The sequence below is a fragment of the Marinomonas sp. S3726 genome (assembly GCF_000967665.1).
Taxonomy (GTDB): domain Bacteria; phylum Pseudomonadota; class Gammaproteobacteria; order Pseudomonadales; family Marinomonadaceae; genus Marinomonas.
Window position 1 is genome coordinate 20,460 of sequence record NZ_JXYC01000047.1, and the last position, 13,830, is coordinate 34,289.

Consider the following 13,830-nt stretch of genomic DNA (forward strand, 5'->3'; position numbering starts at 1 on the left):
CATGAGCCAATCGAATTATACCCGTGAATATGTTGTGCAGCCCGATGATCAGTTAATGGCAATTGCGTATGAGCAAGATGTTGATTATTTTGAGCTATTAGCGCTTAACCCTCAGTACCATCTAAATCCTGACTTAATTCAACCGGGGCAAATTGTTCTTTTGCCAGTTACACTGGAAGAAACAGAAGAAGAGGAAGCGGAGCCTCTAGCGCCAGTCGAGCTTAAAAGACCTGCTAACGAAGAAGGTTGTATCGAAGGTAAGCCTGCTTGTGTTGTAACACCTTTTGAAGATGTGCTCTTTCTTACCCAAGATAAAAAATATTATTACCCTCTAGATGAATCAGCCAGCCAAGAACTTGAAAAAGAAATCGCTTTTGTCGATAGTTTGATGCAGGACTATCGTGACATAGTCGCATCCGCGCCAGATAGTGCGACAGCAGTGAAGCAAGATTTAATTGAGCATGCTAAAAAGAAAGAAACTTGGGTAAAAAAAGCTGATCAAGCAGGTGCCATTAAAGCAAATACAGTGCCTTCAACAAAAGATGAGAACTTACCAAGTCAGGATTTTATTAAAGCAAGTATCAAAGAGCTTGGAAGACAAAGAGAGCTTATTCATGAGTATCATCCTTTTTTCTCTCAGCAATCAGACACTGCCTTAAAACGTAAAAAGTTAGAGCAGATAGACAGTGAGCTGGCATTACTGAATAAACAGTTGCAAAAAGAGCCTGCTTATCAAAAAAGTGATTATAAACCTGTTGATCAATCAAAAATGGCAGGCAAAGAAACCACTTTAAAACAAAGAGCGGTGGCTAGATATGGAGTGGTAGAAGTGCTTACCGTCAGCCGAGATCGTTTTGTTTATGTCAGACAAGAATTTATTACCCGCGAAATTGAAAACTATTTGTCTAAACGGACGGTAACTTCTGCTTTAAAGGATGCGTTTATATCCCGCGATCCAGCCCGTATAGGTAAAGCTATCCTTGATGATATTAAGAGCAGTGTAAAAGATGCGGATCAAGAAAAAGTTATAGCAAAAGTTGAGCTAAAGATTAAAGAATGGAAGCTGTTTGATTATGCTTTTTTTGATAAATGGAAATCAGAAAAGTCAATTAAGAATGATGATGGAACAGTGAGTTTTGCTGCTAATGCGGAAGCGCAATTATTACGTTTTTCTGCACAAGCCTCTGCCCAGACGGATATTAATTTAACAGAAGGTAAAATTGACCTGAATATCGGTGCTCAAGCCAATTTTGCTTTAGCAGAAGGTAAGGTAGAAGCAAAAGTCTATGTTCCTTATGAAAAAGGCTACTCAATAGGAATTAATTATCGTGATGCCAATAAAAAAATAGCAAAAGTACCGCTGGGTTGTTTTAGAGTAAATGCTGGTATTAGCTTGGTATGCTTTGTGGGAGCAAGTTCTGGAGCAAGCGTGCTCTTATCACCAAAAATTGGTATGGAGTTCAATAAGAAAAAAAGGGGAGTGAGTTTAAAAGGAGATGCCTTTGCAGGCGCACAAGCTGGCGGTGAGTTATATGGTGCATTGGAATGGCAACCACCTAAAGATGTTGGTACAAAAAACTTTGCAGTATTGGCAAAAGTAGGAGCAGGTTTAGCACTTTCAGGTGGTGTTGGCGCTGGAATGGACTTCACTATTGGGCTTGAAGGAAGCAAATTTAAATTTTCATGCTCTGCACGGCTAGTTTTTGGCCCGGGTGCTGCTGGTAGTTTTGCAACAGAGGTTGGGTTAGATAAACTGTGGGATCTCGCTAAAGTTGTCTTTTTAGCACTTGAAGTGGCTGATAACCGTGAACTGAAAAATGTCGATGCAGATGCTTTTAGTTACTTTTATCGTGCAGCATATATGGGGTTTGCATTGCCAAAAGTAGTGCTTTCATCTGTGATAATTGCTGGTGAAACTAAACTTAAAAATTGGTGGGCAGAAAGAAATGAAAAATGGGAATCAAAGAAATACAAAATTGAAGAGGCCAAGCAAATAAGTAAATCGATTTTAGATAACAAAACTATTTCAGGGCTCCCTATGAGCCAATTGCCTCCTGAGGCAATTGCTATGATGCTTGATATTTTGGTAACTACTTTTGTTATTAGCTTTGATATGGATGATTATCGACAAGAAGAAAAGCAGCAAAGAGCTATTATGCTACTTCTATCAACAGGAGTTAAGACTTGGCGTAAATTTGAAGAAGTGCTTTGTAGAATGAATCCAGAAGCAAAAAACGGTGGGGATAAAGCAATCTTTAATAATATGGCACGCATCAATGCGATATTGGATAATGCAGAGCAAGATAGTTTTAATATTTGGGTGCATGAACTTTCAAGTAAAATGCCTAACCAGTCAACACCTGTGAAAAGGGCATTTAATATCGCATTTCTGAGTAATAAGCAGAAAATACAAAAGCACCAGCTAATTAAAGAACAAGCTGTAAAACTACATGCTTATAATCAATTAGATGAGCTTTACGTTTAGAAAAAATGTTTCCTTGTCAGTAATACTCTAAATATATTGTATTTTAATAAAGCTCAAATATGGAAGTTTGTATTTGAGCTTTATTAATTAGTGCTAGACACTACCAAGCTGCTGTTGCTTGTTGGAGAGCACAACGAAAGCCAAAGGTGACATAGTAATCTTCTTGATCTTCAAATTTACCACGAGTCGTAACAAATCTCTTGCTTCCATAGAGGTCCCTCATAGATTTATATTGCCCAGTTTTAGGACCTTGAGGGTTATGCTCTGGTGAGTTTTGATAGTAATCAGGAGAATACCAATCATTGACTAATTCAGATGCATTACCTGTCATATCATATAAACCTAAAGGATTGGGGGGTAATAACCCTACTTCTTGATAATCACTTTCGTAATTGATCTCATCTTTTGTATATTCATGGTAATTACCATTTGTACCTTCTAAAGCACCTTCTTCATAGCGAATATAGCCATCATTGGTTGCATAATACTGAAGATATCCACGGCTTCGGGCTGCGTATTCCCATTGCGCTTCTGTAGGCAAATCAAAGGGTAAATCAGTTAATTTTGCTATCCAAGTACAGTAGTCCTTGGCTTCTTGCCATTTTTTTATGGGCGTGGGTTTATTCATAATTGCTTTAACAATGACAGGGTACTCGACCCTTTCTTTTGCTCTAAGAACAGGAAGGTTATTTGCTATTTTGAAAGCATCAAATTCATAATAGGTAGTTTCGTATTTGGATAGGGAGTAGCTTGATAAGGTTACCTTGTGAAGGTTGATCGCACCCGTTTCGTATGAAGTGTAGCTTGATGGGCAATCAGCAAAGGGAGTCCAAACTATTTTGTCTAAGTCTGCAATTTCACATGGCGCTTTAAAATCTCCCATCATAAAGCTGCCACCTTCTACAAAAACCATGTCGTCCATGGACTTAACTGCAACAGACAGAATATGCTGTTTGAGTTCTTTATCTGCATCAGGATAGAGACTTTCAATATTGGCTATTATTTCAGTAATTTTCTCATTGGAGACATGTTCGCTTTTAACTTGTAAGGCGTTCCCACCACATGCCGTTAGTAATGAAAATGCAACAGATAATGTCGCTAATTTTGTCTTAAACACTTTTTCTTCCTTGAATCATTTGTCTATTTTGAGAGTGCTTTACTCTAGTAATGAGGCAAGTATAAATGCGATTCTAGGTGTGAAGAAGTATTAAGGCCACTTTGTTAGAAAATTTACAAAAAAGTAATAAATAACTGTTTTCTGGGCAATTTCTTGCCTGAAATTAGCGTGTTTTTAATTACATATTTTTCAATTCAATATTTATTTGAAGTACTTACAGATAAACGGGTATTAGTAATAACCCGTTTATCTATTTTTGTTTTTCTTTATTGAGTTTGAATTACCTATTTATCACAGGCAGCTTTGGCCAAGCACGTTTGTGTAATAACTCGCAGCCTGTTTCAGTGATGAGAATGTTCTCTTCATGTACCATCATTTTCCCTGGTGCGAAGGTCATCCCAGGCTCAAGTGTTAGTATCATGCCAGCTTCTAAAGTCACGTCACCATTTTCGACATTTGAAGGCCATTCAGTGAGCTGCATGCCTAATCCGTGACCCATACGGCCCACATCGTTACCCAATGCACCGGCATTTTCGAGTACATTCCACATGGCTTTCCAGACATCTCCTGTGGTTTTACCTGCACTCGCCGTTTCTAGCCCTGCTTCTGTGGAAGCGTAAACAGCCTCGTAAGCATAATGGGTTTGTTTATCGACTTGGCCAAAGGCATAGTTACGGTCAAAGTCACTAAAGTAACCATCAAAATTCGCACCTGTATCTATGATTAATACATCCCCTTGGGTGAGAATGCGATCCGTTGGCCCCATGATGATATTGTCGTAGCCATCTTTACCGGATGCGGAAATAAGGTAAGGGCAAGTATCAGCACCAAGGCGAAGCATTTCTAATTGCATGGCTTTACAGGCTTGTCTTTCTGTCATGCCTGCTTTTAGGTTTTCAAGTAGATAATCAAAGCCTGCTGCCGTAACTTCACAAGCAAAACGGGTTTTGGCAACTTCAGCAGGAGATTTAACACTGCGCACTTGTCTAATTAAGCCACTGATATCTTGTATTTGGTGGCGTCCAACACTTTGATTTAATGCACGCTTTAAAGACTGGTAGTTATCAGCAGGCATACGTAAATGTGTTTCTGGACCAAGCATGGCACCAATTTTAAAACTGGTTGTTGATACCTCTATCAAGGTATCTCTCAATAAGCTAATACCGTCATCTTCTGGTCTAGGAGATGGCCAGCACCTGACATCTTCTATCCAAGTTTCATCAAAGCCTGCTTTACCTATTTCTGGCACAATCGCAATCGGTTTACCCATAATAGGAATCACTAAAAACCAAGGCCTTGTTGGGCTTTCCCAAAATTGGGATTTAAAACCGCTGAAGTAACGAAATTCTGGCTCAGTTGTTAAAAATAGGGCATCAATATTTTGTTGACCCATTAAGGCTTGAAGTCTTTCGGTTCTTTGTTCAAATTCAGCTTGATCAAAGCCACGTGGTGGTGCAATTAATTCTGTATTCATGATTATTTTTATTCTCTGTATTTAATGTGCTAAGCATGATCATAAGATCATGCTTAGCAAGTTTTAGTTAAGTGTCAGCCAGAAAATGCCAGATCGCGAAGTAATAGGGCAATATCAGGGAAATAGATCAATAACGCCGACATGGTAAATAAAATAAGTATGAAGGGTAATGTCCCTCTAATGACTTCCATATAAGGTTTATTGAAAATAGCGATTGCCGTGAAAATATCACAACCAAAGGGAGGTGTGGCGGACCCAATAGCCATTTGTAGTGTAATCATGACACCCACCAGTACTGGGTCTAAGCCCGCAGCATCCACGATAGGGACAAAAATTGGTGTGAGAATCACGAGTACGACAAGTGAATCTACAAACATGCAGCCCACAAAAAAGCTTAAGGCAATTACAAAGAGAATGTACTCTTTAGAAGCATCTTCAAGGTTCAGTGGTGCAAGTAAGTCTTGTGGAATTTGTTCGAATGAAATGTACCAAGAGAACGCTTGGCCCATACCCACAAGGATGAAAACAACGGCAGTAATCAAGCCTGTACTTAGGGCCGCATCTATTACATCTTTTAAGCTAAGCTGACGATAAACAAAGCACTCAACTATGATGGCATAAAGCACTGAAAAGGACGCCGCTTCGGTTGGCGTTACCGCGCCAGAGTAGATACCACCGACAATTAAAGCAGGAAAACCCAATGGAATCAGTGCTTTTTTAAACGCTGTGACTCTCTCTTTAAGTGACGCTTTTTCGACTAAGGTAATGCTGTCGCCTTGTAATACGCTATAAAAGTAGCAGTAAGCTGAGAACATGATAGCCAGCAGAATGCCCGGTCCAATCCCGGCAATAAAGAGCTCACCCACACTGGTGTTAGCCAATGTGCCATAAAGAATTAAACCTATGCTAGGGGGAATTAAGAAAGCTATGTCACTGGCATTGATAATTAGCGCCATGACAAAACTGTCTTTATAACCTGCTTGTAATAATCTTGGGCGCATTATCTGGCCAACAGACACAACCGTTGCCTGTGTCGAGCCTGAAACAGAGCCAAATAGAGTGCAGCTTATGCAAGCAGTAATAGGCAGGCCGCCGCGTAAATGGCCAATAAAAGCCTGAATTAAGCCTAATAAGTTATTCGCCGTATGGCCGCGTGTCATGATGTCGGCCGCCAAAATAAACATAGGTACGGCAATTAAAGCATTAGGGGAAATACCAGTGATCATTTGTTGAATGACAACACCTGTATCTATGCCTGAAAAGTGGATTAAGCCAATCAAAGCGCCAACGGCTAATGGCACCACCATAGGGAAACTTAAGAATAATAAAATAACCATGCTTGCCACAAGCGTGAAAGTGACAACATAAATGTCTAATTCACCGGCAATAATGTCTGAAAAAAACTCAATAAATGAACTCATAAAAGGGTACTCATTAAACCTTAAAGAAGCTGATAACCTGATGCTGACTCACAATGTTAGATATCAACTGTGTCGTGAGATAAGTAAATCTCCTTATGGGTAAGGTTCATAAAGAAGGCAATAATGTACTGGAGTCCTGCCATCGCTAAACCAATAGGGATGATTGAGAAAACCAAATAAACAGGAAACTGTAATGCAGGGCTTAAACGGTTTAGGTCTTTAACTTCCATGACATAGATATAGGCTTTATAAGAAAGGTAAAACATCAAAAGACCTGTTGTAATGGCGATTAATGTCGCAATGAACTTTCTTGCCGGAAAATTAAGTGAGTCATAAAGCGCTGTCATGCGAATGTTACGGCCTTTTCTAACCGCGTAAGCAAAACCAATAAAGGTAACCGCAACTATTAAAAACTGGTTGAGTTCTTCCGAAAAGAAGAGGCTCTTGCCAAAAGCATAACGACCTATCGCGTTTGCAGTGGAATTGGCCATCATCAGCAGAATAGACGAAAAAACAATGGTTTTTTCGATCGTTTCAGTAATACGACTGATGTGAAAGAGGATTTTTTTCATAAGAACACACCTTAATAAAGCAGACTAAAACAAATGCTTAGACCTAACCTCTGTCCTTGCGTATAGGGTTAGGTCTAAGTCTTGAGGTATTACATAGAGGCGTCGTTAACTTCTTGAATTAAGCTTTGAAGAATTTTCTTCGCACCGGCACGAGCTTCTGCTTTATCACTACCTTGATAAGCATTTTCAACCACATTGTAGTAGGTCTCGTGTAGGTTTGTGCTTAACGCTTTGAAACGAGCACGTTCATCTGCGTTTAGGGTAACAACCTGCATGTCAGGGCGTTCAGCCATGATTTTCTTCATGTTCTCAGCATTGATTTTTAACTGGTAATCATGTGCGGCTTGTTCAGCTACCTTAATGGCTTTACGAACCATAGCTTGTTTTTCACTTGAAAGACCGTTGAACCATTTGCTGTTAGTTGACACTGTGCCTACGTAAGGCTGTTGGCCAGGTAGCATTAGGTAATCTTGTACTTCATGCCATTTTGCGTTGTACACGAAGTAGATAGGGTTAACCATGCCATCAACGGTTTTAAGTTGAAGTGCACCATAGACTTCGCCCCAAGATAAAGGTGTTGGTGTCGCACCAAAAGCTTTATAAGTTTCAACTGGGATAGTTGATGTGAAAGTACGAATTTTCTGACCAGCAAAATCTTCTGGACTACGGATAGGCTTATTAGCACCCCATACCATCTCACCTTCTGAGATCATGGTAAGTAGCTTCAAGTTTACGCGCTCAAACTTATCAGCAAGGTCTTCATAAATGGTTTTACTTCCTGTTAATACTTCACGTACAACGTCTGTTTCTGTGCCCATTACGTAAGGTACGCTCAGAGCTTGTACTTCAGGTACGTATGAGCCTAGGTGCCCAGTACCCACAGACACAAATTGCACTGTGCCTTTGGCAGTGAGCTCAACAATGTCATTCTCTGTGCCAAGCTGGCCGTAGTAATAAACTTTGACACGGATATCACCATCGGATTCTTTTTTGATCGTTTTAGCAAAGGTTTGTGCAAAGATATCTTGCACATCTTTTTTATCTTCTTCTGAGGCAAACTTCCAAGTTTCTGCGCTAGCACCCATGCTAATGCCCATTGCGAGTAGTGTGGTTAATAGTTTTTTCATGTGAATATCCTTAGATTTTATTTTTAGAGTTAAGGTTTGCTTGGTTGATTGCCTATTAATTAGGTCAATTGATCAGTGACTAGTTGCACCCAGTATTGAGCGCCATAGCCAAGAATATTGTCGTTAAAGTCGTAATTAGGGTTATGAAGTGCACAGCCACCAACAGATTCCACCCCATTGCCAATAAGGGCGTAACAGCCTGGTTTCACCCTTAGCATGCTGGAGAAATCTTCCGAAATTGTAAGAGGCAAGCAATCTGGATCAACGTTGTCTTTTCCAAAAACTTTGTTCGCTGCTGCAATAGCATGTTCCGTTTGAATTGGGTTGTTCACTGTAGGGTAAAATGCATTGGTAAATGTGAATTCATATTCCGCGCCCGCAGCATGGCAAATACCAGAAACAATGCGTTCCATGCTCTCTTCAATTTTTGCAAGGCTTGCCTCACTAAAGCAGCGACAGTCGCCTTTAATGGTGACTTGTGAAGGGATAACGTTCACTGTGCCATTAGTTAGAAACTCTGTGGCAGAAACAACGGCCGTCTCTTCAATGGCATTGAGATTACGAGAGACGATAGTTTGTAATCCAAGAATGATTTGAGAGCCGACAACAATTGGGTCAACGCCTTTATGTGGCATAGCCGCATGGCCACCAATGCCATTTACAACAATTTCAAAACTGGTTTCGCTGGCCATTAGAGAACCGGGTCTCACAATATATTTGCCTTCAGCGAGCCCCGGCATATTGTGTAGTCCATAAACTGCATCAATTTTAAAACGCTCAAATAGACCATCATCTATCATGGCTTGTGCACCTTCACCATGCTCTTCATCTGGTTGAAAGATAAAGTAAACCGTACCGTTAAAGTCTTTGGTTTGAGCAAGATAACTCGCAGCGCCTAAAAGCATGGCAGAGTGACCATCATGGCCACAGGCATGCATTTGACCTTGGTGTTTTGAACAGTGAGCGAAGGTGTTTTCTTCATTAATAAAGAGGGCATCCATATCGGCACGAAGGCCAATACTTTTTTGGCCATCACCGCTTCTTAACACGGCCACTATGCCTTGTTTGCCAATATTACGAATGACTTCAAGGCCAAAACTTTCTAACTTTTCCGCAATAAAGTCTGCTGTTAGTGGTAGGTCGAAACCGCACTCAGGAAAGCTATGCATATGACGACGCCATTGGGTCATTTGTTTTATCAATTGTGGATCTAATGACATATCTAAACTTCTCTTTTATGAATGGTGTGAAGGCTGCTTAAAGGTGTTTTTGTGAAAGTAAGCTACCAAATCCAGTGACTTGCTTAGGGTATTGAAGCAATTGCAAGCTGTGCCAAGCTAAGGCCTGATTGCTGCTAATCACTGGGATTTTTAGTTTTGCTTCCAAAGTGTCTAGCACTAAAGAAGCGCGTAATGCGGTACAGGAAATAAACATGAGGTCTGCTTTCTCATCGCAAGTAGCAAGAGCGGCATCTTGGATATCTTGAGGTGTGATGTAAGTCATAGCTGTATCATCTTCAAAACCAAATCCTGCAATACTGAGCACTTCGTATCCTTGATTGCTGAAGAAATCGGCAACTTCTTGGTTAACAGTTTCTGTATAAGGGGTAAGAATCGAGATTTTTTTGGCTTTGAAATGATTAAATGCTGTTAAAGCTGAAGTAACAGGGTTTGTCACTGGTACACCGGGTTTAGCTTGCTGAATTAACTCAGTGATACGCTCTACACCAATGGCAATTGTGCCTGAGGTGCATGCATACATGACGGCATCAAGTCGGGTACCTGGTAAAAGAGTTGCTGCCGTATCTGTGATACCTGGCGCCATGGTACGTAGGTTCTCAATCGTCAAAGGATTTACGTTTTTGACTCGACTGGTAAAAAACTGCACATCATCTGGATACATGCGCGACAGATCCGTTTCTATATTGAAATCTGTCGCTAAAGAAATAACACCAATACGTCCTGCTGGAGCGAGACGTTCTAAAGGTTGCTGATGTTGTACGTTTATTATTTTCATCATGCTCTCTTATCTGTGTCGGACTGTTTAACTTGTCCTGTGTTCAATCTAGGTATGTCTTAGTTTTGCTACGTGGCTAAGTCATGTATCCATGCTACGCCTTTGAAATGCGGAAATTCATGCAATAACAAGGGCAGGATGAAGAACCGCCGCAAAATTTAAGTAAATATGCGTAAAAACTCACGTAAGAATTCTTCACTATGAAAGCAGTCTTTAAATTTTAAAATACGCGCTTTTGTTTATTAGCTCGTACAAAGTAAGTAGGTAAGCCTTCTATGAGTGATCTTCAATCCAGTAACTATGATAATTTCGATGCCAAAATTCTCGATATTATTCAACAGTCTAACCGTGCAACATCAGAGCAAATTGCCGACCAAATCGGGTTATCTGCTGCCGCCGTACAAAGGCGCATGAAACGTATGCGTGAACAAAATATTATTAGTGCAGATGTCGCCGTGGTAAATCCAAAAGCAGTCGACCGTAATGTGACTTTAATAGTACAAGTGACGTTAGAAAGAGAGAGATTGGACTTATTAGATACCTTCAAAAAAGAAATGAAGCGCCATACTTATGTTCAACAATGTTATTACGTAACCGGAAGTGCGGATTTCATTTTAGTGGTCACCGCGAAAGATATGTCTGACTATGAAGCTTTCACACGACAAGTCTTTTTTGAGAATTTAAATATCCGCCATTTTGAGACGAATGTGGTGATGGATCCCGTAAAAGTCGGTCTATCTGTGCCGTTAATGCTTTAGCTGAATAGTGATTTATACTTATAATTATTTGGTTTTAAAGTGTTTTTATCTTTAAAAATACCGCCATACAGTTTAATTATGTTGAATATTTTTTATATTTATTTTGCTCAATAAAATGGGATGAAAATTCATTTTAGTTGTCCTAATAAATGCGTTAATTTTTGCTAGTAGATAAAGAGCATAAGACAATTTTAAGACGTTATAAAAACGCTTGCTTTAATGAAGTGAGTGTTTCTATTTAGGTGTTATTGATTAATCAAAAGGTTGATAGAGCTTGTTTAGGGTCGCCTTAAGATAAAAGTGTTTTATGACGAATGTTTTAATGGTTTTAAGTTAAATCGCTCACATAAAGTGGTGCGATATAAATCATCATCTTTAGGCAATTTTAACTCTTAAAAAGGGCAAAATAATGAAAAAACCCGTACGTATTGCTGTGACTGGTGCTGCTGGTGCAATAAGTAGTTCTTTACTGTTTCGTGTCGCTGCTGGAGAAATGTTTGGCACGGACCAACCAGTTATTTTACAACTGATTGAAGTGCCGCAAGCGATGGAGCAATTGCGTGGTTTAGCCATGGAGTTGGAAGACTGTGCATTACCTTTGTTGCACACAATTCGTATTTTTGACAACCCAGAAGCAGGCTTTGAAAATGCCCATTATGCAATTCTAATCGGTGCTCGTCCGCGTTCTGCTGGTATGGAACGTAACGATCTTTTAACGGCGAATGCTGAGATTTTTGAGCGTCAAGGTCGTGCTTTGAATGAAACGGCCGCTCGTGATGTTAAGGTGCTCGTTGTAGGTAACCCTGCAAACACGAATGCCTTAATTGCCAGCCGTAATGCGCCGGATTTAAGCCCAACACAGTTTACCGCCATGACTCGTTTGGATCACAACAGAACTAAGGGAATGGTTGCTAACTCTTTAGGTGTAAACGCGGAAGAGATACACAAGGTAATTATTTGGGGTAACCACTCTTCAACACAATACCCTGATCTGAACCACGCTAAAATATTTGGCGATAAGGTGATTGGCCAGTTAGATGAAACCTATTATAAGAATGAATTAATCCCACGTATCCAGCAAAGGGGCGGTGAGATTATTAAGGCAAGAGGCCACTCTTCTGCTGCGTCTGCCGCACAAGCGATTATCGATCATATGAGGGATTGGGCTTTAGGTACTGCTGAAGATGAACTTGTGAGCATGGCGATTGTAAGTGACGGTAGTTATGGAATCGAAAAAGGAATTTTCTACTCTTTCCCTGTTCGCTGCCGTTATGGCCGTTATCAAATTGTGACAGGCCTTGAATTGTCTGACTTCAGTCAAGAGCGTATGAAATTAACAGAAGCTGAGCTATTAGAAGAAAAAGCATCGGTTAATCATCTACTACCTAAAGAAACAGAAGAGTCTCACTCTAATCTTACAATCTGTCTTCGCTCAGGCAAAACCTTGGTTGGTGATGGTTTGTTGAAGTCTGGATCAGCGGTATTAGAGACAAATCGTCTGCTATAGGCTTTTTAGCTAAATCAGGTTAATTAGAAAACCTGCCATAGTTTATGTGGCAGGTTTTTTTATGGGTAAAGCTCTATGTTGTTAGTCGATATGATGGATTAATTCGATAAAACTAGTCTATTTTTGTTAATTGAATTTCTTCGATTCACATTGTGAAACGTATGTTTCACTTTGTGATTTTTTCCTGTAATCTCATTTTATTGAATGGGGGAGGGTAACCTCTCATTGATTTAGCTATAAGAGATTTGATTAGGGGAAGTATGATGAAAAAGCCCGTATGTATTGCTATAACTGGTGCGTCTGGAGGTATTAGTAGTTCGCTATTATTTCGCTTGGCAGCAGGTGAAATGCTGGGATTAGATCAACCTGTCATACTGCAACTGGTCGAAGTGCCTCAGGCAATGACATCTCTATCTGGATTAGCACTTGAATTAGAAGATTGTGCCTTGCCGCTTTTACAGGATATTCGTATTTTTGATAATCCTGAGGAAGGTTTTGCCGGAGCAAATTACGCGATATTAATTGGTGCAAGGCCTAGAAGTGCAGGTATGGAGCGTAATGATCTCTTAACGGCTAATGCACAAATATTTGAGCGCCAAGGTAAAGCGTTAAATGATTATGCTAATTCTGAAGTAAAAGTGCTGGTGGTGGGTAACCCTGCTAATACTAATGCCTTGATTGCCTCTCGTAATGCGCCTGATTTGGATCCAAAACAATTTAGTGCTTTGACTCGCCTTGATCATAACCGCGCGAAAGGCTTAGTCGCTAAGCACCTTGGTGTGAACGCAGAAGCCGTTGAGAATGTCATTATTTGGGGAAACCACTCATCAACTCAGTACCCAGATTTAACTCAGGCGCAAGTTGAAGGTGAGGCTGTACTCAAACAAATAGACGAAACTTACTATCATAATGAGTTAATTCCACGTATTCAGCAGCGTGGTAGTGAGATTATTAAAGCGCGAGGACATTCATCTGCGGCATCCGCTGCACAGGCTATTTTGGATCATATGCATGATTGGGCATTAGGTACAGAAAATGATGACATTGTCAGTATGGCGACCTTTAGTGATGGCAGTTATGGTATTGAAAAAGGTTTGTTTTACTCATTCCCCATGCGTTGTCAAAACGGTGTGTGTGAGATTGAACAAGGGCTAGCTTTAACTGATTTTAGTAAAGCACGTATGTTAGCAACACAAGATGAATTGATGGAAGAGAGAGCCTCAGTTAATCATCTACTGCCTTAATTCAGTAGTCACTTTTTTAATGCAAGCCAACTAAACCATGTTTAGTTGGCTTTTTGTTTTTTAAGTTACTGTTTAAAAACTATTTTTTGCCAATCAGGCAACTTCTTAC

The 13,830-nt window shown here is 40.1% G+C and carries 11 protein-coding genes; 4 read left to right on the forward strand and 7 right to left on the reverse strand.

Annotation, left to right across the window (positions count from 1 at the left end; all coding sequences use genetic code 11):
- Position 1 precedes the first annotated feature (1 nt).
- Positions 2 to 2,485 carry a LysM peptidoglycan-binding domain-containing protein gene (locus TW85_RS24210; RefSeq protein ID WP_046019714.1) on the forward strand — a complete coding sequence of 828 codons (2,484 nt, stop codon included), beginning with the start codon at positions 2 to 4 and terminating at the stop codon, positions 2,483 to 2,485.
- A gap of 100 nt (positions 2,486 to 2,585) precedes the next feature.
- Here TW85_RS24210 and TW85_RS24215 read toward each other — a convergent pair whose 3' ends face one another.
- The 7 genes from TW85_RS24215 to TW85_RS24245 all read right to left on the reverse strand — a co-directional run bounded on the left by TW85_RS24215 (position 2,586) and on the right by TW85_RS24245 (position 10,212).
- Entirely contained in the window at positions 2,586 to 3,602 is a 1,017-nt protein-coding gene (locus TW85_RS24215; RefSeq protein WP_046019715.1) for an SUMF1/EgtB/PvdO family nonheme iron enzyme, read from the reverse strand.
- A gap of 280 nt (positions 3,603 to 3,882) precedes the next feature.
- Positions 3,883 to 5,076 carry a Xaa-Pro peptidase family protein gene (locus TW85_RS24220; RefSeq protein WP_046019716.1) on the reverse strand — a complete coding sequence of 398 codons (1,194 nt, stop codon included), beginning with the start codon at positions 5,074 to 5,076 and terminating at the stop codon, positions 3,883 to 3,885.
- Between the two features lie 74 nt (positions 5,077 to 5,150).
- Positions 5,151 to 6,497 carry a TRAP transporter large permease gene (locus tag TW85_RS24225; protein ID WP_046019717.1) on the reverse strand — a complete coding sequence of 449 codons (1,347 nt, stop codon included), beginning with the start codon at positions 6,495 to 6,497 and terminating at the stop codon, positions 5,151 to 5,153.
- Positions 6,498 to 6,553: 56 nt separating this feature from the next.
- Positions 6,554 to 7,069 carry a TRAP transporter small permease gene (locus tag TW85_RS24230; RefSeq protein WP_046019718.1) on the reverse strand — a complete coding sequence of 172 codons (516 nt, stop codon included), beginning with the start codon at positions 7,067 to 7,069 and terminating at the stop codon, positions 6,554 to 6,556.
- Positions 7,070 to 7,158: 89 nt separating this feature from the next.
- A complete protein-coding gene (gene dctP / locus TW85_RS24235; RefSeq protein WP_046019719.1) occupies positions 7,159 to 8,196 on the reverse strand; it encodes a TRAP transporter substrate-binding protein DctP in 1,038 nt (345 codons plus the stop codon).
- Positions 8,197 to 8,255: 59 nt separating this feature from the next.
- Positions 8,256 to 9,416: a M20 aminoacylase family protein gene (locus tag TW85_RS24240; protein ID WP_046019720.1), complete on the reverse strand. Its 1,161-nt coding sequence runs from the start codon at positions 9,414 to 9,416 to the stop codon at positions 8,256 to 8,258.
- 37 nt (positions 9,417 to 9,453) lie between these two features.
- Complete coding sequence (locus TW85_RS24245) at positions 9,454 to 10,212, reverse strand: aspartate/glutamate racemase family protein (protein ID WP_046019721.1); 759 nt, start codon at positions 10,210 to 10,212, stop codon at positions 9,454 to 9,456.
- 275 nt (positions 10,213 to 10,487) lie between these two features.
- On the opposite strand from TW85_RS24245, the gene TW85_RS24250 reads away from it, so the two are divergent.
- The 3 genes from TW85_RS24250 to TW85_RS24260 all read left to right on the forward strand — a co-directional run bounded on the left by TW85_RS24250 (position 10,488) and on the right by TW85_RS24260 (position 13,721).
- Complete coding sequence (locus TW85_RS24250) at positions 10,488 to 10,970, forward strand: Lrp/AsnC family transcriptional regulator (RefSeq protein WP_046019722.1); 483 nt, start codon at positions 10,488 to 10,490, stop codon at positions 10,968 to 10,970.
- A gap of 409 nt (positions 10,971 to 11,379) precedes the next feature.
- Complete coding sequence (locus tag TW85_RS24255; protein ID WP_046019723.1) at positions 11,380 to 12,477, forward strand: malate dehydrogenase; 1,098 nt, start codon at positions 11,380 to 11,382, stop codon at positions 12,475 to 12,477.
- Between the two features lie 263 nt (positions 12,478 to 12,740).
- Entirely contained in the window at positions 12,741 to 13,721 is a 981-nt protein-coding gene (locus TW85_RS24260; protein WP_046019724.1) for a malate dehydrogenase, read from the forward strand.
- The last annotated feature ends 109 nt before the right edge of the window (positions 13,722 to 13,830 follow it).

Bases quoted from the DNA above. Each gene is read 5' to 3' on its own strand.
- TW85_RS24210 (WP_046019714.1), top strand. From the start codon at position 2: ATGAGCCAATCGAATTATACCCGTGAATATGTTGTGCAGCCCGATGAT.
- TW85_RS24220 (WP_046019716.1), bottom strand. From the start codon at position 5,076: ATGAATACAGAATTAATTGCACCACCACGTGGCTTTGATCAAGCTGAA.
- TW85_RS24225 (WP_046019717.1), bottom strand. From the start codon at position 6,497: ATGAGTTCATTTATTGAGTTTTTTTCAGACATTATTGCCGGTGAATTA.
- TW85_RS24230 (WP_046019718.1), bottom strand. From the start codon at position 7,069: ATGAAAAAAATCCTCTTTCACATCAGTCGTATTACTGAAACGATCGAA.
- dctP (WP_046019719.1), bottom strand. From the start codon at position 8,196: ATGAAAAAACTATTAACCACACTACTCGCAATGGGCATTAGCATGGGT.
- TW85_RS24240 (WP_046019720.1), bottom strand. From the start codon at position 9,416: ATGTCATTAGATCCACAATTGATAAAACAAATGACCCAATGGCGTCGT.
- TW85_RS24245 (WP_046019721.1), bottom strand. From the start codon at position 10,212: ATGAAAATAATAAACGTACAACATCAGCAACCTTTAGAACGTCTCGCT.
- TW85_RS24250 (WP_046019722.1), top strand. From the start codon at position 10,488: ATGAGTGATCTTCAATCCAGTAACTATGATAATTTCGATGCCAAAATT.
- TW85_RS24255 (WP_046019723.1), top strand. From the start codon at position 11,380: ATGAAAAAACCCGTACGTATTGCTGTGACTGGTGCTGCTGGTGCAATA.
- TW85_RS24260 (WP_046019724.1), top strand. From the start codon at position 12,741: ATGAAAAAGCCCGTATGTATTGCTATAACTGGTGCGTCTGGAGGTATT.